Origin of the sequence: Streptomyces sp. SID13666 (genome assembly GCF_010548325.1) — a bacterium.
In the GTDB taxonomy this organism is placed as follows: Bacteria; Actinomycetota; Actinomycetes; order Streptomycetales; family Streptomycetaceae; genus Actinacidiphila; species Actinacidiphila fildesensis.
In genome coordinates, this window is the sequence record NZ_JAAGLX010000063.1 from 1 (window position 1) to 22186 (window position 22186).

Here is a 22186-nt window from a genome sequence, read left to right on the forward strand (position 1 = left end):
ACGCCGACCTGGCCGAGAACCGTGTCGAGAGTTCCAGCAACCCCGGGACGGGATAGCCTGTTCAACGGGACTCCTTCCGTGGGTTCATGGGAATCAGGGGCGCAGATGGCGCGAACTCCCGGACCTTTCAGTGCATGCGGGCATCTGTGTCGAATAGGGACAGTTCGTGCTGGTGGAGGAGGTGTTGGACGATGAAGGATCGTCCGGCGACTTTCCAGAGCCCACGGCCGCGGTTGAGGTGTGAGATGGCGTCCATCTCGACGGAGGTCAGGCCGAGCAGCGAGGCGGCGGCCTGCAGTTGGTCGGTTTCCTGGCGGTAGATGATCCGGGTGGAGCAGTCGGCGAGGAGGCCCTCGGCCAGTGCTCGTCCGCGGGACCCGGCGTCGCCTGCGGTGAGCAGGTCGGACAGCCGGTGGATGACCATGAGGTTGGCGATGCCCAGGCCGCGGCTGAGTTTCCACTGGGCCTGCATGCGTTGCAGGAGGCCGGCGTGGCGCATCAGGCGCCAGGCTTCGTCGTAGACGATCCAGCGTCGGCCGCCGTTGGGGTCGGTGAGGGCGGATTCCATCCAGGCGGAGGCGCAGGTCATGGCCAGGACGAGGGCGGTGTCGTCGCCGGATCCGCCCAGGTGTGACAGGTCGATGGTGAGCATCGGCGCTCGGGGGTCGAAGGTGACGGTGGAGGGGGCGTCGAACATCCCGGCCAGGTCGCCGTGGATCAGGCGGCGCATGGCGTGGGCCAGGTCACGGGCTGCGTCGCCGAGTTGTCCCGACATCATCCCGGCGGCCTCGTCGAGCACGGCGGGGTCGTTGAGGGTGACGGCGACGTCCCCGAGGAGGGGGGTGCGGCCGGTGTCGGCAGCGTGGGTGACGACGGCGTCGAGGGCGATGTCCAGGGCGGTGTGCTCCATGGGCATCAGGTCCCGGCCCAGGACGGTGCGGGCGAGGGAGCCCAACAGGAGCAGGCGTCGCTTGCGGATCTCCCCGGCCCAGTCGGCCTCGGCGATGCTCTGGGGGCGCGGGGCCGCGTCCAGGGGGTTGAGCCGGCCGGGAAGTCCCGGGCCCAGGGCCACCGACATACCGCCCAGGGCTTTTGCTACCGGGCTCCATTCGCCCTTGGGGTCGCACGGCACGTAGACGCGGTAGCCGAAGGCGACCGAGCGCAGCGCGAAGGACTTCGCGAGCGCTGACTTGCCCTGGCCGATCACACCGGCGAGCAGGATGTTGGGATTGGTGAACCCTTCGATCTTGCCGTACAGGGCGAACGGGTCGAACACGAAGCTGGCTTCGGCGTGGACATCGCGTCCGATGTAGATGCCTTCGGCGCCGAGTCCGCCTTCGGCGAGGAAGGGGTAGGCGCCGGCCGCCACGGCGGTGGTCATGCGGTGGGCGGGCAGCTTCAGTCTGTTCCTGCGGGCCGAGGCTGGCCCGGGGCGACCGCCCGGAGGGTAGAGGCCGGTGGGCAACTGGTGCCCGGCGGGTGTGCCGCTGGCCGGTTGGGCGGCGGCTTCGGCGCGGGCCTTGGCGGTGGCCTCGGCCAGCTGGCGGCGGGCTGCTTTGCGGGCGGCCCGGTCACCTCCGTGCGGGGTGAACAGGGCGGACGCGGAGGCGCGGCGGGCGGGCCGGTGACTCATCGGGAGCCCTCTCTTCGGCGGCTCATCGGACGCAGGCCGTGGTGTGGGGGCGGAGATCGGTGGGGGTGGTCTTGCGGCGGATGCTGTGCCCGGCGGCGAGGTGACGTTGGCAGATGGTCAGGACGGGCGGCCCCTCGGGCAACCGGTCCGGACGGCACTCGCTGGCCCCGGCGCCCTGGGCGGTCGAGAGGTTGGGCAGTAGGTGGAAGGCCGAATGGATCTCAGCGGTGGCCTGCCAGAGGCGGGTGTGGGCGGTGGTGAGGTGGCGGCCCGCGGCGGGGTGCCGTGGCCGGGTGGTCCCGGCGAGCTGGTCGAGGAGGTGGTGCAGGGCGGTGAGGTGGGCGTGGAGCACGTCCAGGTGCACGCGGTCCACCGACGTTGCAGGGGTGGCGGCGGTGTGTGCCAGGGCGCGGGTGTGATGGCGGACTCCGGCACTCGCGGCCCGGAGGTAGGGATGCGCGTCGTCCGGAGATGTGCGAAAGGTCAAAGGTGGTGTTCCTTCCTGCCGTAAGGCAGGGATGGCCGTGGGGATCGTGCTGCGGTAATCGCAGGGCGGCGGGTGGGACGGCTGGTCGGCGCGAACGGCGCGGTGCCTGCGGCGGCGGGCTGGGTGGGGGCCCGCTGGGCCGGGAGGCTGGCCTGCTCGTGGCGCAGGTCGTTGTACGAGCCGGGGGCGCCGGTTCCGGGGTGGCTCTCCTCAGTCAGCAGCGCTGGGGCATTGAGCGAGGGGCTGGCGGCGTCTTCCAACCATTGCTGGAATGACGGCAGTTCGCGGAGAGTGCGCTGCGCGTCGTGAAGGTCGGTGGCGTGGACGACGAACAGCCAGGGGCGTTCGCCGTCCTCATGGCCGGGGCCGGTGAAGGCCAGGGTGAAGGCCCGGCAGGTGGGGATGGCAGCCAGCAGTTCAAGGCGCTTGATCACCACGCCGAGGGTGTCGCTGGCCTCCATGGCGGTTGTCTCGCGGACCTCTTCGTACGCGGTGCGCTGCTCCTCGATCACGTCCCCGTCCGCGGTGCGATGGAGGTCCAGCTGCTCTTGGTGACGGTGGCGCAGGGCCTGCAAGGGGGCGAGCACGGCGAGGATCTCGTCCATCAGGTGTGGTGCGGGGTCGGCAGTGGGACGCGCCCCGGTCATAGGGCGGTCCGGGCGAGGGGCAGTGCGGCGAGGGTGAAGGCTTCGGGCTGCTGGTAGTTGAGCCGTCGCAGGTCCACTCCCGAGGTGACGGCGTGGGTTTCGATCTGCGCGCAGGCGGCGTCCAGGAGAGCGTTGGTCTCGGCGGTGACGGTGACCAGGCCGGTCAGGGCCACGTCCGCGTGCCCGGCGATCAGCTGGCGCTCTCGTGTTTTGACGTCGGCGTACTCGACGGAGTCTTCTTCGCTGTCGACCTGGCCCTTGCGGGATCTCTCGTTCGCGTCGGCGATGATCGCGGCCTTCTTGCGCTGGACGTCGCGCAGCGCGGACTCAAGTCCTTGCGGCGCGTAGATCAGGGACAGGGTGCGCCGTACTCCGGCCGTGAACATGATGCCGTGCAGGAAGCCTGCCCCCATCTCGGTGCGGGGCCAGTTCTCCACCCAGTAGGTGGCGTGGCGGGCGGAGTCGGTGACGAGCCGGTCGTACTCCTCGACCTGGACGACGGGCCCGGCTGCTGCCGGATCGGCCTCGGCGCGGCCGGCCGGGGACCACTGCTGGAGCGCGGCGAGCGCTTTGGGGTCGTAGGCGGTGCGGATGACGGCGGCGATCTCCCGGGGGCTCAGCCAGCCCGTCACCATCAGCCCGGCGTTGCGTGCCGCCTGGGCGATGGAGGCGGTGGTCTGCCCCATGACGGTGAACGATCCCGGCAGTCCTCCGCCGGCCTGCGAGATCAGGCGCTTAGCGGCTTTGAGGTCGAGGGAGATGGCGAGGTAGGTCTCGTGCGGGGCCGCGGCCGGCCCGGCCGAGGCGACCAGTTCGGAGTAGATCCGCCCGGCGACCGGGGTCTGCGGCCGGCCGTTGTGGGCCCAGTGCCGGGTCAGGGTGTCGCCGCTGTCGGGGACGGTGCGCTCCAGGACCTGCACGGTGGCGATGTGCCCGGTGCGGGCGATGCCGGCGAGCGCGCGTCCCCAGCTGGTGACGTTGTGGTTCTGGGAGGTGGGGTCGAGCAGGGCGAAGGCGCGGGAGGTGACGCGGGCGATGGCGGTCAGCGTCTGCTGGTGCGGGTCGTACACGGCCGCTGCGCCGTTGGCGGAGTCGCCGGGTGTGACGACTTTGAGGGAGGCGGCGGTGCCGGGCAGGTGCAGGATGCCGTCCTGGCGGGGGCGGGTGACGGGCCGGGCGAGCCACAGGGTCTGGCCGGTGCGTCGGCGGTGCGCGTAGCGGGCGACGATCGGCGCCCAGTCGATCAGTGACCGCCCATGCCGGCGGATCATCACGAGCGCACCCGCCGCAGCCCACAGCGGGGTCAGGGCGACGGCGCCGAGCAGGCCGGTGGAGACCACCGTCATCAGGAGCAAAGCCAATGCACTGGACACGAGCACGAGTTGCGGCAGGGACAGGCCGAGGAGGATGCCGCGGCGGGAGCGGTGCGGGAACTTCACCGTGACCGGGGCGACGGAAAGATCATTCACAGGGGCGGATCCTGGGGTCGCGGGTGGGGCCCGGGGGCGGGAGGTGCGGAGCACCCCCCCGCCCCCGGGCAGCGGGCAGGGGATCACAGGCCAGCCGGGGGCATCGGCAGTCCGGGCGCCGGGCTGGTCATGGGGGCCGGCGGTGCACCCTGGGGCGGGGTCGTGATCGGCGGGACGGACTGCCACCCATTTCCCTGACTGGGCGGTGCGGCGTTCGGTCCGGGGCCGTTCGGTTCCGTGCTGCGCGGCTGGCCGTTGGTGTTGTCGGAGGGGTTCATCGGCGGGGGCTGGACAGTCTGCTCCAGGCCGGGTGGGGCACTGTCGTTGTCTGTGCCGGTCGGGTTGGGGGCGATGTCGCCGGGGAAGTCGCCTGTGGCGTCGGGGCCTTGCGGGGCGGCTTCGGCTCCGGCTGCCGCTCCGCCGCCGGCTCCGGCGGTGGCTGCTGCGGCTGCCTTGCGGGCGGCCTTCTCGGCGTGCTGCCTGGCGATTTGGGCTCCGGCACCGCCGGCGCGGTGGATGGACTCCCCGTCGGTGCCGTCGGCTGCCCAGTGCACGAATTTGAAGACCGCGTACGGGCACAGCAGCACCATAATCATGATCACGATGCCGGACATGACGTCGGCGAGCGCGCCGATCCCGTCCTTGGACTCGGTGTTACCCATGGCGGCGATGCCGAGTACGAAGATCACGGTCATCAAAAGTTTGGAGACCACGAGGGTGGCGGTGGCTTCGATCCAGCCGCGACGCCACCGGCGGGTCGCTTCCCAGCCGCCGCCGGCGCTGGCGAAGATCGCCAACGTGACCATGACGAGGATGCCGACCTTGCGGACCATCATCACGCACCAGTACAGGACCGCGCCCAGTGCGGCACCCAGGCCGGCGAACGTCGCGATGAGCCAGCCCATGGGGATGATGGCACCGATTTCGGAGACCTTGACGATGCGGCGCACGGCCGTCTCGATCGTCAGGTGCGAGGCTCGGAACAGGCCGTCGCTCAGTGCGTCGACCACTTCGATGGCGACGGTGGTCAGTGCGATGGCAGCGAACGCGAAGATGACACCGGAGGCGGTGCCGGTGAATGCCTGGGTCAGGGCTTGGCCGTCCCGTCTGAGGGCGGCGCGTATGAGCTGGGCGCAGAAGGTGGCGACGAGCAGGACCAGGCCCAGCGGCAGCAGCATCTGGTAGTTGTCGCGGAACCAGGGCGCGTTCAAATCGACCTTGGTGGTGGTGTTGACGGCGGTGGCGGCCAGATCCGCTGATGTGGCGGCGAGTTCACCGGCGGACGTGGCCAGCCAGTTGCCGATCGCCTTGCCCGGGTCGGTCGCGAAGTCCACCGCGTCGCCGACAGCACACACCTTGCCCACGACGGGAAGGTCACAGAAGCCCACGGAAGGGTCCCTCCATTCTTAGTCGGAGCAGGTCACGGTGCGACGCGGGGAGCGATGGCGACCAGGGAGCAGTCGTGCGAGGGCCGGCACTGAACGGCGAGGGACACGGCCCGGTCCTCAGCTCCCGAGCCGCCGCTCTTCCAGGCGATCTGCTGCTTGCCGTTGACGGTGACGACGTAGATGTACGCCTCGGTGATCGCGGTCGGATCATCGGCGAGGGCCTGCTTGAACGCCGAGGGGTAGTGCGCTTCGGCGACGGTGAAGGTGGCGTGCTGGTCGTTGTCGGCCATCCGCGACCACAGCACCGGATCGGGAACCTGGGCGGCGATCGACTGCCAGTCCGCGTACTGGGTTTCCTTGCTCATCCAGGTGTTCATGCCAGCGAGCTGCTGGTCACGGCTGGTGTCGCGAGTGTCGTAGGACCACAGCATCGCGGCGGCGGCCTTGGCGTAGGCGACCGGCTCGGAGACCGGCGGCGGCGGGGGAACCGAACCCGTCCCGCCGGCCAGCTTGGGCACGGACTGGGACGGCGAAGCGCTGCCGGTGAGCGAAGGCGTGGGCATGCCGGCACGGTCGGACTGGCCGCCCCGCCCGGAGAACCAGGCGGCGGTGGCGCCAACCGCAAGCAAGCCAGTGAGGACAACCGCAACGACTGCTACACGCCGGTTCGCCGACCAGCCGACTCCACGGGCCGGCAGGACGAAGGAGAGGAAGCGTTTCTGCATCAGTGGACCTGCGATCCCAGCACACTGAAGAACGCCACGATGCCGTTGGCGGCGCCGAGGCCGAGGGCCGCGCCGGCGGCGACGACGGCCCCCTTCTTGCCGTTGGCTTCGGCCTGGTGACCGCCGCTGTGGTGGCCCCAGGCCCATACGGCGAGGGAGACGGCGAGCGCGCCGACGACAGCGACGATGCCGAACAGGTTGATGCTGTTGACGACGTTCTTCAGCACGGACAGGCCCGGCAGCCCGCCCTCCGCGGGCGTGATGCCGGGGTCGTAGGCGAGGTAGGTGACGCGGTCAGCGAGGGGGAAGGGCATAGGGGTGGTGGAGCTCCTTGCGTACGCAGGCCAGGCGAGGGCCGGCGGAAAGGGGGAGAAAGGGAGGGCGAGGTGCGCTCGGGGCGCGGGAAATGGCCGTCGCGAAGACCCGTCCGGCGCGGTGTCCGGGCGGTGGGCGGCGTCAGACGACGCGGCGGACGGCGAGGATCGCCCAGTCCTTGATCGGGGTGATCCGGACGGGCTTGGTGGTGCGCGGCGCCTCGATGACCAGGCCCGCGCCTAGGAACATGCCGACATGTTCGGGGCGGGCTGCGGTGCCGCGGGCGAAGATCAGGTCGCCGGGTCGCAGCTGGCTGGGTGCGACCGCTTTGCCCTCGTTGACCTGGTCATACGTGGTACGGGGGAGGTGGATGCCGGTGCGGGCGTATGCCTGCTGCATCAGTGAGCTGCAGTCGCAGCGGCCCATCGGGTCAGGTCCGTGCGAGTCGGTGCAACTGCCGCCCCACTGGTACAGCGTCCCGAGCTGAAACATGGCCCACTCGATGGCCTTGCGCGCCTTCGGGTCGGCGTCCAGCAGGATCTTGTAGCCCTTCGGGACGCTGCCTTCGGGGATACGGCCGAAACCGGAGCCGTCCGCGGGAGGCGGGCAGCCGGTGGTGGCGGCCTCGGGGTCCTTGCTCTTGTCCGGCTGCGTGCCGTTGCCGGCGTTCGGGAAGGTCTTGGCGACAGCGGTCTGCAGTGCGGTGGCCAGGCTTTCCCATTGCGCGTACGCGTCGGGGTAGCCCGATGCCTGCACGGCCTGGGCGGCCTGCGTGACGGTCAGTTGCTGCCAGCCCTTGACTTTGAGCAGGTGTTGGTAGAACTGCTCGGAGGCGTAGACCGGATCGCGGATCTGCTGGGCGGTGCCCCAACCCTGCGAGGGCCGCTGCTGGAACAGGCCCAGCGAGTCGCGGTCCCCGGAGTTCAGGTTGCGCAGCCTCGACTCCTGCATCGCGGTGGCGATGGCGACGATCTGCCCGCGCACCGGCACGTGCAGGCTGATCCCGGTGGCCACGATCGTCTGGGCGTTGGGGATCTGTTCCTTGGGCAGCGTGAGGCCCTCGATGTGGACGTCCGTGCCGGAGGCGCCGTCGAGGATGGCCGTGACCTGCTTGCTGACGGCATCGATGTCGACATCGTTCAGGCAGTCACTGCGGGAGCCGGCGCTTTGGACGGCATCACTGGAGGAGGCCAGCATCATGGCCGTTCCAGCGATAAGGAGGGGCGAGAGGATAACGACGCCGATGCCGGCGGCGATCCCCTTCAACCGGATCGAACCACTGGGGTGTTAACCAGCTCGGGTATCGGCGGGTGGCGCGATGTCATGGGCGTGTCCTTCGGGTGCGGTGTCCGGCGTGCCGCGTACGCGCTGGCGTGGTGGAAGGGTGCGGCGGCCGAGGTGGGCAATTGAGACGGGCCGGTGCGGGCGAGTTGCCGCTCGCTTCGCGTGGCCGGGCGATGCTTTAGGTGTGCCGGGGCAGGGGAATCCTCCGCAAGCTGTGGTGTGGGAATGGCCGGCGGTGTTGTGCACCGGCTGGTTCAAAAACAGTAGGGCCGAATCGGCCGTTGACCAAAAAATTGGTGTGAAGGGTCGGAATCCGACACCTCATCAAGGGACTTCTTGGTCAGCGGCAAATTCGGCCCTATAGTTTTTGGACTCCCCTCTCCCTCCCCGTTCTGCGGCCCGGGCATTCTTATGCCCCTTTCGGGCCTGCGGGGACTCGTCTGCGAGACGGGCAGTTCCCTCTGCACCTCCCTACCCGAATCGGGGTTCCTCTTTGCCTTTTTCCCTGCACCACGGCGACGCTCTCAGTGTCTTGGCCGGCCTGCCGGATAACTGCGTCGACTCCGTCATCACCGACCCGCCGTACAACTCCGGCGGCCGGACCGCGAAGGAGCGCACGACGCGCTCGGCGACGCAGAAGTACACCTCCGCTGATGCCCAGCACGCCCTGCCGGACTTCACCGGCGAGAACATGGACCAGCGCAGCTACGGGTTCTGGCTGACGCAGGTCATGACCGAGGCTCAGCGGCTCACCAAGACCGGCGGCACGGCCCTGCTGTTCACCGACTGGCGTCAGCTGCCCGTTACGACGGACGCGATCCAGGCGGCTGGCTGGCTGTGGCGCGGGGTGCTGGCCTGGCACAAGCCGCAGGCCCGCCCGCAGAAGGGCCGGTTCACGCAGAACTGCGAGTTCATCGTGTGGGCGTCCAAGGGCGCGATGGACGGCTCCCACAACCCCGTCTACCTGCCCGGCATGTACTCGGCCTCGCAGCCGTCGGGGGCCAAGCGCCGGCACATCACGCAAAAGCCCGTCGAGGTGATGCGCGAGCTGGTCAAGATCAGCCCCGAACGCGGCACGGTACTCGACTTCTGCGCCGGCTCCGGCTCCACCGGCGTCGCCGCCCTGCTGGAGGGCCGCGACTTCATCGGCGTGGAGAAGACCAAGCAGTACGCGGCCATCGCGGCCGACCGGCTTACCGAGACGATCCGCGAAACCCTCACCCGGGACGACATGGTCCTCGCGGTCTGACGCCACACCCCGCCCCGCCCGTGCCGGCAACCGGCACCGCTCGCAGCTCAGGTGGCGCCCTGCTGTGGTTCATCAACAGCGCGCCACCTGGGCCGCTCTCCCTTGTTCTCTGCGTCTCGTAGGAGGCCACACTTTTGATGCCCGAACCCATGGAACCGCCCCCCATCGGTGAGTTGGAGCCGCTTCGTATTCCGGACCCTCAGCTGGAGGGGATCGAGGCGAGCGTCCGGCGGCTGATGGAGCAGTCGACGCAGCAGGCCCAGCAGCTCGACCATCTCGCCTCCGCTCCCGCCCCCGCGTCGCCGTTCGCGGCATTCGGCATGCCGGGGTTCGGGGCGCCGGCTCCGGCGATGCCGCCGGAGCCGCGCCCGATATTGGAGCTGGACGGGGAGGAGCGTGAGGACGAACTGGACGCGCTCAGCGACTGGGTCGACGACTTCCTCCTCGCGGTCTACGGGGCGGAGGTCACCACGGCGGCGCCTTGGTGCCTGCAGTGGCAGGAGCACGACGACGTTGTCGCTTGGCTGCACGCCCTGTGGCTGGCCTACCAGCAGCACAAGGATCCCGAAGCCGGGCTGAGCGGCCTGTTCGTGTGGCACCGGGACTTCCTCACCCACGCCATCGCCGCGATCCGCGCGCCGGGCGGCCCGCTGTCGGCCTGCATGACCTCCCCGGAGCGTCCCGCGCACCGGCTTCTGCCCGGACCCCGGCCGTCAGTCCGTGTGGAGAAGCCAACGGCCAAGGTGGCGGGACCTGCTGAGCGGGTCGAGCCGACGTCATGAACGGCGGGCAGCCGCAGCCAGCCTTCGGCCTGAGCTTCGATCCCCGCGCCCTGACCGATCTCCTCCAAGCTCCGGGTGATATTCGCGATCTCACCTTGTCCTACCTGCAGGAGCTGGTGAACGCCCAGCGCTTCGGACTGCGACTCGACGGGGATTTGGAGGGCTATCGCAAGCTGTTCGTGGACTCCCGCAAGGACTGGCGCGTCGTCTACGGCGTGCGCCCGGCCCCCGAGAATTCCGTGCATCGGCGCGAGATCCACGTCGTCGCGGTCCGGCCGCGTGCCGACAACGACGTCTACGACGAGGTCGGCCGCCGCCTGGGGATGACCCGCCGGCCGCTCAGCGCCCGCACCCACGCTGCACGCTCCCGCCCCCCGCAACTCACGACCAGCGGCCCCGTATCCAAGCCAGGGCCGCCGCCCTCCCCGATGCCGGGCCTGCCCCGCGCCGCGCAGAACCCCTCGCACCATCACCCCCACTAATCTCTTGGAGCCCCCGCCTATGCCTCCTGATCCCGCGCCGGCAACAGCCCGGCGTGCGGTCTCCTCGCTCGACCACCGCATCGAGGCTGTCACCGGCCATGACGTCGACACCCTGTGGACCTACCGCGACCGCGAGGTCCTCGACGAGCCGCACACCCGCCTGGTCGACCGGCACCGCGAGCTGGCCCAAGCGGAAACCGGCGTGACCTTCTACCGCACCCTCCTCCACCGCCTGACCAGCGGCGAGTTCCCCGTCGATGGCCCACTGTTCGAGCGCATCGACCGCACCGTGGACCAACTGGAGGAAGCCGCCGACACACGCGACACCGCAGCCCAGCGGGTGATCGCAGCTCTGGAGCCGATCGAGGCCGCCGGCCCCACAGCACCGGCGGCCGGGGGCGAACTGATTTCGGCTGCCGACCAGGCAGCGTTGCTGTCCATCGCGGCCGGCGCCAAGGTGCACGCCCACCTGCTCACGGGGCGGATGTCGGTGCCCACGTCCACCGGCACCAGGGTTCTGTACACCCACCTGCAGCAGCTCGAAGCCGCCGGACTGGTCTCCCGCGACACCAGCCACACAGCCGAGGCCGGGCAGCCGGTCACTCTGACCGATACAGGTCGTGCCGCACTGGCCAGGAGCCGCGAACACCGACCGGCAGCCGTACCACCCGCACCGAAGGCCGACGCTTGGCCCGCCGCCCCCATCCGGCTCCGCCGCTGAATCCGGCCACCTATGAGGAGACCTTTGCCCATACCCGAACTCGACCTTCATCTCGACGGCTTCGAGGCCGCAGACCCACAGATCGAAAGCGCGTTCTGGATCACGATCGGGGTCTGCCAGGACGACTTGCTTCCCCTGGCCGAACACCACAGCCCTTCCGGAGCGGACAGTTTCTACGTCCTGCACGACGGCGCGGCCACCTGGGGCCATCCCGGGGACCCACAGATCGTTGCACTGCATCTGCAACGCGATGTGACGGCGCAGACGTTCAGGTTCGAAGCCAAAACCCTGCCACTGGCGTCGATGGCGCAATCCTGGCTCATTCACCGCGGTTGCCCTCCCAACGCCATCGACCTCAACCCCGACCTGGGCCCCGCTCCGGCAGACGAGGCGACACGGTCCTTGGAGCGGCGACTCATGGGGGACGGAGACCACTTCGCGTACGGGCACTCCTACACCAGCGACGACCCGAACGACTGGGTCACCGTCGTGGCCCTGCGCGCGATGGATGAACGGACCCCCTCACCGTTCCGCGTCGTGGTCGAGGAAGTCGACAGCGCATCGTGGACCCACACCTTGCGCGAGGGCGGCTTCGCCACCGTCGAGGCAGCCCTCCGATGGTGCAACGAGCGGATCGCCGGCACCGCCGGTCCGCTCCCGCCCATCCGCCCGGAAGTCTCATCCACGCGTCCGGCGGCCGTACCAAAAGGCCCCGCTGCGCGTCCGTCCGGCCGCTCGCGTTGAGCATCAAAGCCGGTAGGCGCCGCGCAACATAGCCGACGATCGCCGGTTGGCCAAACCGGCGATTCTCCGGACTCTTATTCAGACGCCGGACAACAACTCCGGTGCGATTCGACGCAATCCCCATGCCCGCACGGAGGTTTCTTCCGCATGCGCCCAACCCGAACTCCTCTTTCCGCCGCGATGCACGCAGTACTCGCTGAGTCGACGCCCGCATACGCCTCGTCAGACGAGCATGCCCCCAGCCGAGTGGTCATGAAGTAACGAGTTGCCCGCTCGCCCATCAATTCCCTACCTCTGAAAACCCGGGCGCCTGCGCCCGCAGGAAAGGAGTTCCCCTTGTCCGAATACATATTCGACAGCACGCAGGATGTCGTGGCCGTACTCACCGAGCAGATCGAAGCCCACTTCGACATGGACATCGAGCAGTTGAAGGCCGCGGTCGCCATCCAGCCGACTGCCAGCCCGGATGCCACCGAGGTCGTCAGATGGCACGGCCTTCTCGTCGGCGCCCAGACAGTGCTCGACCGCGCGGAGGACGACCTCCTCACCGCTCTGGAAACGCAGCCCAGCGAGGTCGACGACCCGACGATGGGCCTCGCGCACCGCGTCAACGCAGCAGTCACCGCCCGCGACGGGCGCGCCCTGGTCGTGCGATGGCTCCTCGACCCGGACGCCCCCGGCAAGAAGGACCCCACCGCCCAACGACTCGCCCGCCTCAACCGCGCCGACCGAACAGGTCCGGCCGTGCAGACCAACGCTGCGCTCCGACCCGCCACCGCACCGGCACCGGCGACACGAACGGGGAAGGCAGCGCAGCGATGAGCGACAGGCTCAAGCCCAGCAGCGCCGACGGATATCTGGGCGATGTCTTCGGCGCGCCGGTCACCGAGCTGTACGCGGCGGCGGTCGGCGCCGATGCGCCCCTGGCGATGACCCGCGCCCTGGAGCTGCGGTCGTTCCTCGCAGTGACCGAGGAACAGGTCGCCCGGGTACGCGACCGTGTGCACGAGGCGATGGGACCCGACCGCGACATGGGCGAGTTGTCGGCCGATGACCTGCGCTTCGACGCGCAGTGGCTGCAGGCGGCGCTCGACGCCCGCGACGGCTACCGCGCCGCGCTCGGCGACCTGCTGCACACCTTGCCACCGCCCGGCCAGCAACCCCTCCCCGCCCGCCTGACAACTACGCCGGTCGCCACCACCCTGCCCACGGCCATCGCCGCCCCGGCACCGCAACGTGCCGGGGCGACCCCGGCCCGCCGATCGTGAAAGCCACCAATTGCCCCACTCCCCGTCCTCCGAGATAGCAGGACGGATCGAGGACCTGTACGCCGCTCCGCTGGCTGATCTCGAAGCCCACGCCCAGGCCCAGCCACCCGGCATGCTCTCCGCCCTGCTCGCCATGCACGACGACCTCGCCCTCGCCGAGCGCAGCATAACCCTCCACCGCGACCGCCTCGCCCAACTCGTCCACCCCGAGCGGCAGATGGGCGGACACGAGGTCTCCCACGTTCTGGACTGCGCCCGTCGGCTCGCCGAGGCCGTCGCAGTCCGCGAGGTCCAGGCCAGAACAGTCTCCGCTGTCCTCCAGAGCCTGGCCCGCGTCGCCGCGCCTGCACCGTCACTAACCGCCACACCGTCCTCGGTCACCGCGCCCGTTCCGGCCGCGAGTACTGCCCGCAACCGCTGACCGTTGCTGCCACCCCCCTGCTACCGATCTTGGAGTTCCTCCCTTGGCCCTTACCGGTCTGCCCACCGACACCGACGCTGACATCGCCCGGGTCACCGAGGCACTCGCCATGATCACTCCGCGCTGGAACGTGCGGATCCTGCTGGCCATCTCCGGCAAGGCGCTGCGCTACAGCGAGATCGCGGGCAAAGTGTCCTGGCTGCAGGACGGCCAGCTCCATCCGAAGCTCAAGACGCTGTGCGACGCCGGCCTCGTCCAGCGCACCGAACACACCTCGCGGCACGTCACCTACGGCCAAACCAAGCGCGGCGCAGCGCTGCTGCATGTCCTGCCGATGATCGTCACCTGGGCCGAGGAGTATCTGGAAACGGCGGACCACCCGCTGCCTGCAATCGAGCAGATCGAGGACAGTCTCACCCTGCTCACCCGCCGCCATGCTGCCGCAATCTTGTGGGTGCTGAAGTCCAACGAAGAGGTCAGCGGCCGGGCGCTGGCCAGGATCATCATGCCCAGCAGCGACTGGACCAACATCTACCCGCCGCTGCGGCAGCTTGTGACCGACGGCCTGGTCAACACCGGCGGTACCGGGCAGCCCTACCGATTGTCGGTGTCGGGCGACGGCCTGGGGCCCGTCTTCGGCGCCCTGTCCGCGTGGGCCGCCGGCCAGCCCCTCACGCAAGCTGCCCGACACCCGCTCTGGGGACGCCCGCAGGCCGAACCCGCAGCGTCGAAGTGGATCAGCAACCCATCTCGGCTTCCGGCCCCGCCGATATCACGGCCACCGATCCGGGGCAGTGAGACCTCGCAGCCGACCTGGCAGAACCGCGATCTGTTCTCCCACGCCGCAGCGGCCCGCCCGACGGCGGCTCTCCCGGCGGGAGGCCCGCGCCGATGACTGCCCCCTTCACCGTTGCCGAACTGCGCAATGCCTTTGCCCAGATGTCCTCGCCGGCTCTGATCCGCCTGATCACCGAAATCGACGACCACGGCCCGATTCCACCGCGACGGCTGGCCGGCACCCTCCCCGACCTCTCCCCGCACCAACTCCGCCGAGCCACCGAGATGGCCCGCACCATGGGCCTGTGCAGGATCGGTCCCGGCGTCGGACTGGAACTGACCCCGTCCGGAGCGGAACTGGCTGATCTCTACGACGCGACCGCCCGATGGGCGCGGCACAACAGCTACCCGCACCCCATCTGCGACTTCACCACGCGCGTCCGGCAGACCTTCCAACTCATGGGACAGAGCGTGTTGGCCGTCACCGCCGATGGATCCCACCGTCCGGCGGCGGATCAGCGGGCCGACGAGAACCTGGACCGCGTGCGCGCCATGCTGTATCAGCGGCTGCACTTCGAGGCGCAGGCCGCCACGCACGTCGAGTTCGAGCCTGCCGCGTGAGCGACGGCGTCATCCCGCGGCACGCCCGCCACACCGCGGGCCTGCTGCGCGGCATCTACCTGCCGCGCACGGTAGAGGCCCTCGCCTCCGCCATGTCCACCTACGGCATCCCGCTCCTGGTCCTGGCCACCACGCGCTCCGCAGCGATGACGGGTCTGGCGTTCGCCCTGGAGTGGGTACCCCGGTTGGCGGCGTTCGGTTGCGCCGGCGCGATCGTCGACCGGCGCGGGGCATCGGTCGTCTTCTTCCTCGCCTCCCTCAGCCGTGCGCTGGTCCTGGCCGCCGGCGCTCTCCTCCTCGTCCTCCACCCGGCCGGCACCGTGGCGAGTGCGACAGTGATGGCGCTCGCGGCCACTACCGGCGCGCTCACCGAGTTCAGTTACATCGCGGCCGAGACCGCAGGCGCCACCGCCAGCCGCCGGGCCGGAGCACGCGCCCACCGCGTACAAGCGGCCCTGCTCGGGATCGACCAGACCGCAAACCTGGCCGGCCCCGCACTGGCAGCGCTACTCCTACTCACCGGCCCGCCGCAGACGCTCGCCGTGATCACCGTTCTATCGCTGCTCGCCGCGCTTCTCGCGCTGCGCACTCCTCCCTCGCCCATCGCCCCGGCCCGCGCACCGAAGAGCAACAACACGGGTCTGCTCACCGGATGGCGAACCATCCGCTCCCTGCCCACGCTCGGCTGGCTGGTGGCCGGTCTGACGCTGTCCAACTTGGCCACCGGACTCCTGCAGGCGGCCGGCCCCGTGATCGTCGTCAACCACTTCGGGCAGTCCACCACCGCCGTCGGCCTGGTCTGGTCCGCCGCCGCAGCGGCCACCCTCCTGAGCGTCACACTCTGCCGGTTCGTGATTGACCGCCTGGGCCTGTGGCCGGTCGGCGCAACCTGCGCCGCCCTCGCCTCGCTCGCCTGCCTCGCTGCAGGCCAGGCCCCCGATTACCTCTCCTACCTGGTGTTGGTCTCGGTCCTCCTGGCTGCGGAAGGTGGCATGACGGTAATCCTGCGGACCTTGCGCTCTCGCCTGATTCCCCCTGGTCAGTTCGGCAGCACCCTGTCGGCGACCATCCTCATCCTCCTGCTGCCCTTCCCCCTCGCCGGCGTGCTGACCGCGCTCACCCCGCCCGACGCGCTCGGCCACATCATCACCGCCTGCGCCGTCCTCCAGGCCCTCGGTCTCTTCCTCGCCTTCACCCGACTGCGCACCGACCCCGCTCTGCGCACCTGACCAGGGTCTTCCCCAACCTGTGGAGAACTTCCCCATGCCCGCTACCTGCCTTGCACCACATCGTGTACGCGGTCGCACCATCACCGAGCAGTTCCACGCATTCCATGCTCGGCACCCGCACGTCTACTACGCGCTGGAGCGCATGACCGCTCGCCAGCTCGCCACCGGCGCCACCCGCGTCGGTCTCAAAGACCTTTTCGAGGACCTGCGCCGACAACTCCCGCACGGCGTCGCCGGGCTGAACAACAACTTCACCGCCCTCTACGCCCGGCAACTGATCGCAGCGCACCCTCAGTGGGCCACCGCGTTCGAGCTGCGCCGCCGCCGCGCCGACTGACAACACCATCCTCGCCTTGTCCTCCACCGATTCGGAGCACTCTTCTTGTCCGCTCGCCCCCTTGTCCTTGTTGTCTCTCCGGGCGATGAGACGTATCGCGGCTACTGCCTTGAGCAGGTTGCTGCTACCTACGACGTCGTCCTGCTGACCGGCACTGAGCCGTCGTGGGAGAAGCCGTTCATCGTCGACCACGCTGTGACCGACCTTCAGGACTCCACCGCCCTGCACGCCGCCGGCCGGGGCCTGGCAGCACGCCATGACTTCGCCGGCGTCGTTACCTGGGATGAGTGGCACCTTGTCCCCGCTGCCCGTCTCGCCCGTGCGCTCGATCTGCCCGCGAACTCGGTCGAGGTGATGCGCGGCTGCCGCAACAAGGCCACCGCCCGGACCCTGTTCGCACGCCACGGGGTGCCATCGGCCGCTTCCATGAAGACCCGCTCCCTGTTGGAGGCGGGCATGGCGACGATGATCGTTGGCTATCCCGCCGTCCTGAAGCCCACCGCGCTCGCCGGGAGCATCGGCGTGATCCGTATCGACCGGCCCGAAGAACTGCCCAGGGCGTTTGAGTTCGCCGCGGCCGGAGCGAGCAAGAGCCGCGAGGACACCGCTGTCTTGGTCGAGGAGTACCTCGACGGGCCGGAGGTCTCCGTCGAATGTGTCACCCACGACGGCGAGACGACCGCCGTTGCGGTCACCCGCAAGAGCCTGGGCCCCGCCCCGTATTTCGACGAGACCGGACACACCGTCGATGCCCGCGACTCCCTCCTCGCCCACGTCGGCCCGGTCGCCGCCGCTGCGATCAAAGCCCTGGGTATCACCGACGGCGTGCAGCACGTCGAGATGCGCCTGGTCGACGGCCAGCCGCGCCTGATCGAGGTGAACGCCAGGATCGGCGGCGACCTGATTGGCCACCTCGTCCACCTCGCCACCGGCATCGACCTGCCCAAGGCCGCCGCAGACGTTGCCTGCGGTCGCGTCCCGGACCTCACCCCGACGCGGCGCGGGGCCGCGGGCATCCGCATGCTCTACCCGGCGGCCTCCGGCACCCTCACCCAGCGGCAGATCAACCAGCCGTACGCCGCCCACACCCCATGGCTGCGGCAGGTGCAGTGGATCCGCCAGATCGGCGACCCGGTTCTCCTGCCGCCGGAGGGTGACCTGTTCACCGCCAGGGCCGGCTTCTACATCGTCACCGGCCGCGACACCGCCCAGGTCGACGAGCGCCTCGATACGGCCGCCGGCGAGATCACCCTGACCACGAAGGCGGCCCGATGAGCCCCGAAGCCGACCCGGGCTACGACATCGACGGGGACGTCTACGTCTCCCCGCGCTACCTCGCGGGCACCACCGGGATCGGTGACCCCGCCCTCCAACCCCTGCTCGCACTGGGCTGGGACCTCCAGCACGACGACCTCGGCAACGCCTACATCAATGCCCCTGACCGTCGGGTCCGCCTCGGCTACCTCCCCGAAGGCGAAGACGACGGCCTGTGGCGCATCAACGCCTACAAAGACCCGTTCGCGGCGCCGACCTGGGGCGTCTGCTTCAACGACCGCACCCCCACCGAATTCGTCCAAGCCTGCACCACCGCCCTCGCCACCGCGTACGAACAGGGACCGGACGCCTACCTCGCCCGGCCGGTCTCCGGGGCCGACGAGCACGACCCCTTCCTGGTCGTCGCCCCTCTCCTCAGGCAGGGATGGGCTATCGATCGGCCCCGCTGGGGCGTCTTCACGGTCCAGTCGCCGGACGGGCTCGCCGGAATGGAGTTCACGAGCCTCATCCACCTCGATCCGGAAGCCGAACTGACTACGCGCGACGCCCGCTGGCAGCTGTGGGCCCGCAAGTCCATCGAGCGCCCTGCCTGGTACGCGACCGCCAGCACCGGTACCCCCGTCGCCCTGCTCGCCGCCGTCACCCAGTGCGTATCCGACCCGGCCCCGCTGCCCCGGTGGCGAGAGGACACCTACAGCTACATCAAGGGCATGGCCCAGCTCACCCCCATCCTCCCGCCCGGGCCACCGGCCCCCACGCCCCTCGACGTCCAGCGGGCCGCCGCATCCCGGCGTCCAGCCGCGCTGCCCGCTCCCAGCGTCCCGCGCTGGAGCACCACCAGCCGACCGGCACTACCCGGCCCACGCCGATAGCACCAACAGACCCCGACCGGAGACCCTTCTTGTCGCTGCAGGCCCCCGAGTTCTTTGCCGAGCTGTGCCTCCCTGGCTTTGTTCACGAGTACGAGCAGCAGATGTTCACCACTTTGGGAGGCGCTGCGGTGGCGGCTGCTCGATTCAAGCGAGTCGGCGTAGAGCGGAGGCTTTGTGGTTCCAGCGTGGCGCCTGAGGGTGGCAAACGTCGCTGTTGAGTGCGGGGGTCAGCAAGGTCGTGACGGTGTGCTGGGGCTCCAGCGGAACCTGGTTGCTCTGGTGCGCGACTGCGGCGGAGGTCGGGGGTTCTCGGCTGTGGCCGTTTTTGTGATCAGGGCGTGATCGGATCCCAACTTGCAGCGAATTGTGACTGTAAGTAGCCTCATGCTCACCGGGAGTGTCCAGGCTGAAAGGGCGGTTCTCATGCAGTACGTCGCGCTTGGCGACTCGTACAGTGCAGGCCAGTTCATCGGCGGCGACGTCAACCTCGTCCGCGAGTCTGTCGGCGGCGGACTCGGCGGGCCTGATGGCGACTACACCGGCCGGTCCAAGGACAGCTACCCCCAGCAGCTGTCCCGGGGGGTTCTGGCCGAGTACGAGTTCATCGACGCCACCAGCGGTGGCGCGGACATCGACGGGCGCGGCCTGGGCCTCGGCGGCCTTCTTGTCCAGCAGACGGTTTTCGGCGGGCCGCCGTACGTGCCCGTCGACGAGAACGGCAGCCCTCAGTTCATCCCGACATCGAAGCCGCCGCAGGTCGACGCGCTCAGCGAGCGGACCGCCCTGGTGACCGTCGGCATCGGCGGCAACCAGTTCAACATCGGACAGATCGTCGCCAAGTGTGCCGCGCTGGGCGCGAGCTCGCTGGGGAGTCCCGGCACGGACTACTACCGCGACACCGAGGAGGGCCGCGAAGACCTCGCGCAGAAGGAGGCCGATCTGCGCAGCGGTTTCGCGAAGCTGATGCCGGTACTCAGGGAGCGGGCCCCTCGCGCGTCGTTCTTCTTCGTCGGATACCCCACCCTGTTCCCCAGCACCCCCGACGAGCAGCGCACCTGCGACAACGGGCTGGACGAGAACATCACGATCAAGAAGGGCGACATGCCCTTTATCCAGGAGCAGTTCGCCCTCGTGGACAGCATCGTGCGCGAAGCCGCCGCATCGGAGGGCCACGCCTTCGTCGACATCGCAGAGTCCAGCCGGGACCACCACGTCTGCCGCGAGGGCAACGACAAGTGGATGTACGGCCTCTACGCCGGCTACCAGTTCGACGACACCCTGGACGGCTACAAGCCCGCCCGCTTCCCGGCCGGCGCGCTCATGCCGCCGTTCTCCCCCGGCTGGACGGCATGGATGCAGGGCCTCCTCGCCAACGGCGGCGGCATCTTCCGCGGCAACGAGACCCTCACCACCTTCCACCCCAACAAGCGTGGAGCCGACAACCAGACCGCCCAGGTCACCAATGCCCTGCGTGCCGCTGGCCTCGTGTAGCCGACCCACATCGTGACCCACCCAGAGGGCCGGGCCCGCACCGTGCGGGCCCGGCCCTCCACACATCCGCAGAGAAGATCTCACGGCTTCTGGCGGGCCGCCGAGGCAGGAGCGATGCCCACAAAGCCCTTCTGTTCGATTCCGTGGCCCGCTCAAGTGCCTCCCAAAGTGGTGAACATCTGCTGCTCGTACTCGTGAACAAAACCAGCCTCCCCTTTCGCCACAGCACCGTGGTAGGCGCCACGTACTTCGCCTCCCCCACCCCGGATGGACCGCTGCGGCTGCGGATCGCCTTCACCGGCACCATCCACGCGGGCACCTACGGCGGACTGCGCCTGGCGGTCATCCACCCGGACCGGGGCGAGATCGACGCGGTGGCCCTCAGCTTCGTGGACCACGGCACCTTTCACCGCCGCGACGAGGCCGCCAACACCTCCAAGAACACCAAGCGGTACGGCACGTTCGACACCTACCACCGCCCGGGTCAGCCACCGTGGGAGGGCGCCGTCACCACCGGGTTGCGCGATGCCATCCAGCAGTACACCGCCGTCTGGTTCCCCGGCGCTTGGCGAGCGGTCGCGGCAAGGCGTGCTGCGGGCCGAACCGCCCGCGAGGTTCCCGCCCCGCCTGCCACCCACGCCCCTGGTGGCCACGCCCGCTGAGCCGCGCCAGCGTTCTGCGCCGCCCCAGACATCCTCTTCCCAGCCCGCCCGCCTCCCGCCCCGCGCAGGCGGGACCCGATGAACCTCCCACTCCCCACCCCTTGATCAAGGAGCCTTCCTCTTCGTGCATGCTCGTATCGCCCGCAGCGCCGTCCGATCCGCTGCCCTCGCCGCCGCAGTGACCGGCACCCTCACCTGGGCGCCGGCCGCGACCGCCCAGCCATCCCAGCCGATCCCCTCGGCCTCCAGTGCTCCCGCCCAGATACCGGCCGCGAAAGTGGGCAGCATCGTGATCACCAACAAGGACGCGGCCGGGAACGTCCTCCCCGGCGCCACCTTCGTGCTGCTCGACTCCACCGGCCGGGAAGCCGGACGCGGAAAGACGGACGCGCACGGCAATTTGACCTTCCCCGATCTCGCTCCCGGCGTGTACCGGCTGAAGGAAACCTCCTCCGGCAGTGCGCTCCACGAGGTCGCCGCCGACCAGGACGTCATCGTCACCCCCGGCGCGACCACACCGCTGACGATCACCGACCCGTTCAAGGCCGCCAAGGTTCTCCTCCAGGCCAAGGATGACAAGACCGGAAAGCTGCTCCCCGGCTCCACCGTCAACATCGGAACGGGCAGCGAGACCCTGCTGACTCTCACCACCGGACCGCAGGGAACAGCCACCGCAGAGCTGCCCGTGACGAGCCGTAAGGCCGACTTCTGGGTCAAGCAGGTCAGCGCCCCGCAGGGCTATGACCTCTACAAGCCCGCGAAAGCGTTCACCGCCACCCCCGGCGCCGTAGTTACCGTCACCGTCAATAACTCCAAGACCGCAACCACCCCAAAGCCCGACCCCACAGACAAGCCCACCACCGCCCCGTCCCCGCCTGTGGACAAGCCGACCGATGGGCCCTCCGGCAGCCCATCCACCGCACCCGCCGACTCCGCCCCATCGGCTACTGAGCCCTCACCATTCCCGACCGCAGTCACAGCCAAGGAAGGAACGCCGAAGGCGCCGGTAGGGTCCCTCGCGCACACCGGCGCCGATGCCACTGGGTGGATAGTGGGCGCCGGAGGACTCCTCGTCGCCGCTGGTGGCGGCGCCCTGATCGCTGCCCGCCGCCGCAAGTCGGCCGAGCCTGAGCCGGACGACAACCGCGAGAGCAGCTAACCGACAGTCATCCCTCGATCTGCAGGCCCCCGGGACCCCCGGGGGCCTGCTGCGTATCCGCTCTACGCGGTTGCGCTGAGTCCTGTTGGACTCGAGGCTCTACATCGCCCCGTGGCCAGAGGATCGTGTCTCGGAGCCTGTGGCATGC

General features: G+C 69.6%; 25 protein-coding genes. 17 read left to right on the forward strand and 8 right to left on the reverse strand.

All coding sequences use genetic code 11. The annotated features are described in order from the left end of the window. Positions 1 to 127: 127 nt before the first annotated feature. The 8 genes from G3I60_RS39965 to G3I60_RS40000 form a co-directional block, all read right to left on the reverse strand. Entirely contained in the window at positions 128 to 1633 is a 1506-nt protein-coding gene (locus tag G3I60_RS39965) for a VirB4 family type IV secretion system protein (RefSeq protein ID WP_164608403.1), read from the reverse strand. Positions 1634 to 1655: 22 nt separating this feature from the next. Beyond that, positions 1656 to 2120 (reverse strand): DUF6238 family protein, encoded by a 465-nt coding sequence (locus tag G3I60_RS39970; protein ID WP_164608404.1) that lies wholly within the window; start codon positions 2118 to 2120, stop codon positions 1656 to 1658. Next, positions 2117 to 2725, reverse strand: a complete 609-nt coding sequence (locus G3I60_RS39975; protein WP_164608405.1) for a hypothetical protein — start codon at positions 2723 to 2725, stop codon at positions 2117 to 2119. The genes G3I60_RS39970 and G3I60_RS39975 overlap by 4 nt, the downstream gene beginning before the upstream one ends. Before the next feature lie 38 nt (positions 2726 to 2763). Next, positions 2764 to 4236, reverse strand: a complete 1473-nt coding sequence (locus G3I60_RS39980; protein WP_164608406.1) for an SCO6880 family protein — start codon at positions 4234 to 4236, stop codon at positions 2764 to 2766. Between the two features lie 83 nt (positions 4237 to 4319). Continuing rightward, positions 4320 to 5624: an ATP-binding protein gene (locus tag G3I60_RS39985; protein WP_164608407.1), complete on the reverse strand. Its 1305-nt coding sequence runs from the start codon at positions 5622 to 5624 to the stop codon at positions 4320 to 4322. Between the two features lie 32 nt (positions 5625 to 5656). Continuing rightward, positions 5657 to 6349: a hypothetical protein gene (locus G3I60_RS39990; protein WP_164608408.1), complete on the reverse strand. Its 693-nt coding sequence runs from the start codon at positions 6347 to 6349 to the stop codon at positions 5657 to 5659. Further along, a complete protein-coding gene (locus tag G3I60_RS39995; protein WP_164608409.1) occupies positions 6349 to 6663 on the reverse strand; it encodes a DUF6112 family protein in 315 nt (104 codons plus the stop codon). The genes G3I60_RS39990 and G3I60_RS39995 overlap by 1 nt, the downstream gene beginning before the upstream one ends. A 142-nt stretch (positions 6664 to 6805) precedes the next feature. After that, positions 6806 to 7930 carry a C40 family peptidase gene (locus G3I60_RS40000; protein WP_164608410.1) on the reverse strand — a complete coding sequence of 375 codons (1125 nt, stop codon included), beginning with the start codon at positions 7928 to 7930 and terminating at the stop codon, positions 6806 to 6808. A 511-nt stretch (positions 7931 to 8441) separates the two neighbouring features. Between G3I60_RS40000 and G3I60_RS40005 the strand changes: the two genes are divergently transcribed. The 17 genes from G3I60_RS40005 (at position 8442) to G3I60_RS40085 (ending at position 22038) form a co-directional block, all read left to right on the forward strand. Next, entirely contained in the window at positions 8442 to 9197 is a 756-nt protein-coding gene (locus tag G3I60_RS40005; protein ID WP_164608411.1) for a site-specific DNA-methyltransferase, read from the forward strand. Between the two features lie 236 nt (positions 9198 to 9433). Further along, a complete protein-coding gene (locus G3I60_RS40010; protein WP_164608438.1) occupies positions 9434 to 9979 on the forward strand; it encodes a DUF4913 domain-containing protein in 546 nt (181 codons plus the stop codon). Further along, the gene (locus G3I60_RS40015; protein ID WP_164608412.1) at positions 9976 to 10461 is read left to right on the forward strand and encodes a hypothetical protein; all 486 of its coding nucleotides are present in this window, start codon (positions 9976 to 9978) and stop codon (positions 10459 to 10461) included. Before G3I60_RS40010 ends, G3I60_RS40015 begins: the two co-directional genes overlap by 4 nt. A 19-nt stretch (positions 10462 to 10480) precedes the next feature. After that, positions 10481 to 11182, forward strand: a complete 702-nt coding sequence (locus tag G3I60_RS40020; RefSeq protein WP_164608413.1) for a hypothetical protein — start codon at positions 10481 to 10483, stop codon at positions 11180 to 11182. A 12-nt stretch (positions 11183 to 11194) separates the two neighbouring features. Next, positions 11195 to 11926 (forward strand): hypothetical protein, encoded by a 732-nt coding sequence (locus G3I60_RS40025; RefSeq protein WP_164608414.1) that lies wholly within the window; start codon positions 11195 to 11197, stop codon positions 11924 to 11926. Between the two features lie 336 nt (positions 11927 to 12262). Then, entirely contained in the window at positions 12263 to 12748 is a 486-nt protein-coding gene (locus G3I60_RS40030) for a hypothetical protein (protein WP_164608415.1), read from the forward strand. Beyond that, positions 12745 to 13194 carry a hypothetical protein gene (locus G3I60_RS40035; RefSeq protein WP_164608416.1) on the forward strand — a complete coding sequence of 150 codons (450 nt, stop codon included), beginning with the start codon at positions 12745 to 12747 and terminating at the stop codon, positions 13192 to 13194. Before G3I60_RS40030 ends, G3I60_RS40035 begins: the two co-directional genes overlap by 4 nt. A 10-nt stretch (positions 13195 to 13204) precedes the next feature. Next, positions 13205 to 13615 (forward strand): hypothetical protein, encoded by a 411-nt coding sequence (locus tag G3I60_RS40040; protein WP_164608417.1) that lies wholly within the window; start codon positions 13205 to 13207, stop codon positions 13613 to 13615. Positions 13616 to 13658: 43 nt separating this feature from the next. Further along, entirely contained in the window at positions 13659 to 14510 is an 852-nt protein-coding gene (locus G3I60_RS40045) for a helix-turn-helix domain-containing protein (protein ID WP_164608418.1), read from the forward strand. After that, entirely contained in the window at positions 14507 to 15013 is a 507-nt protein-coding gene (locus G3I60_RS40050; RefSeq protein ID WP_164608419.1) for a regulator, read from the forward strand. Before G3I60_RS40045 ends, G3I60_RS40050 begins: the two co-directional genes overlap by 4 nt. Next, the gene (locus tag G3I60_RS40055; protein WP_164608420.1) at positions 15010 to 16242 is read left to right on the forward strand and encodes an MFS transporter; all 1233 of its coding nucleotides are present in this window, start codon (positions 15010 to 15012) and stop codon (positions 16240 to 16242) included. The genes G3I60_RS40050 and G3I60_RS40055 overlap by 4 nt, the downstream gene beginning before the upstream one ends. Before the next feature lie 34 nt (positions 16243 to 16276). Beyond that, positions 16277 to 16579, forward strand: coding sequence for a hypothetical protein (locus G3I60_RS40060; RefSeq protein ID WP_164608421.1), 303 nt, complete (start codon positions 16277 to 16279; stop codon positions 16577 to 16579). Between the two features lie 45 nt (positions 16580 to 16624). Continuing rightward, positions 16625 to 17854 carry an ATP-grasp domain-containing protein gene (locus tag G3I60_RS40065; protein WP_164608422.1) on the forward strand — a complete coding sequence of 410 codons (1230 nt, stop codon included), beginning with the start codon at positions 16625 to 16627 and terminating at the stop codon, positions 17852 to 17854. Next, the gene (locus G3I60_RS40070) at positions 17851 to 18726 is read left to right on the forward strand and encodes a DUF317 domain-containing protein (protein WP_164608423.1); all 876 of its coding nucleotides are present in this window, start codon (positions 17851 to 17853) and stop codon (positions 18724 to 18726) included. The genes G3I60_RS40065 and G3I60_RS40070 overlap by 4 nt, the downstream gene beginning before the upstream one ends. Before the next feature lie 423 nt (positions 18727 to 19149). Further along, a complete protein-coding gene (locus G3I60_RS40075; protein ID WP_164608424.1) occupies positions 19150 to 20217 on the forward strand; it encodes a GDSL-type esterase/lipase family protein in 1068 nt (355 codons plus the stop codon). 194 nt (positions 20218 to 20411) lie between these two features. Further along, entirely contained in the window at positions 20412 to 20879 is a 468-nt protein-coding gene (locus G3I60_RS40080) for a hypothetical protein (RefSeq protein ID WP_269288283.1), read from the forward strand. Positions 20880 to 21003: 124 nt separating this feature from the next. Then, a complete protein-coding gene (locus G3I60_RS40085; RefSeq protein ID WP_164608425.1) occupies positions 21004 to 22038 on the forward strand; it encodes a SpaA isopeptide-forming pilin-related protein in 1035 nt (344 codons plus the stop codon). The last annotated feature ends 148 nt before the right edge of the window (positions 22039 to 22186 follow it).

Coding starts and splice junctions, on each gene's coding strand:
- G3I60_RS39965 (WP_164608403.1), bottom strand. CDS start 1,633: ATGAGTCACCGGCCCGCCCGCCGCGCCTCCGCGTCCGCCCTGTTCACC.
- G3I60_RS39975 (WP_164608405.1), bottom strand. CDS start 2,725: ATGGACGAGATCCTCGCCGTGCTCGCCCCCTTGCAGGCCCTGCGCCAC.
- G3I60_RS39990 (WP_164608408.1), bottom strand. CDS start 6,349: ATGCAGAAACGCTTCCTCTCCTTCGTCCTGCCGGCCCGTGGAGTCGGC.
- G3I60_RS39995 (WP_164608409.1), bottom strand. CDS start 6,663: ATGCCCTTCCCCCTCGCTGACCGCGTCACCTACCTCGCCTACGACCCC.
- G3I60_RS40010 (WP_164608438.1), top strand. CDS start 9,434: ATGGAGCAGTCGACGCAGCAGGCCCAGCAGCTCGACCATCTCGCCTCC.
- G3I60_RS40015 (WP_164608412.1), top strand. CDS start 9,976: ATGAACGGCGGGCAGCCGCAGCCAGCCTTCGGCCTGAGCTTCGATCCC.
- G3I60_RS40020 (WP_164608413.1), top strand. CDS start 10,481: ATGCCTCCTGATCCCGCGCCGGCAACAGCCCGGCGTGCGGTCTCCTCG.
- G3I60_RS40025 (WP_164608414.1), top strand. CDS start 11,195: ATGAGGAGACCTTTGCCCATACCCGAACTCGACCTTCATCTCGACGGC.
- G3I60_RS40035 (WP_164608416.1), top strand. CDS start 12,745: ATGAGCGACAGGCTCAAGCCCAGCAGCGCCGACGGATATCTGGGCGAT.
- G3I60_RS40050 (WP_164608419.1), top strand. CDS start 14,507: ATGACTGCCCCCTTCACCGTTGCCGAACTGCGCAATGCCTTTGCCCAG.
- G3I60_RS40060 (WP_164608421.1), top strand. CDS start 16,277: ATGCCCGCTACCTGCCTTGCACCACATCGTGTACGCGGTCGCACCATC.
- G3I60_RS40070 (WP_164608423.1), top strand. CDS start 17,851: ATGAGCCCCGAAGCCGACCCGGGCTACGACATCGACGGGGACGTCTAC.
- G3I60_RS40075 (WP_164608424.1), top strand. CDS start 19,150: ATGCAGTACGTCGCGCTTGGCGACTCGTACAGTGCAGGCCAGTTCATC.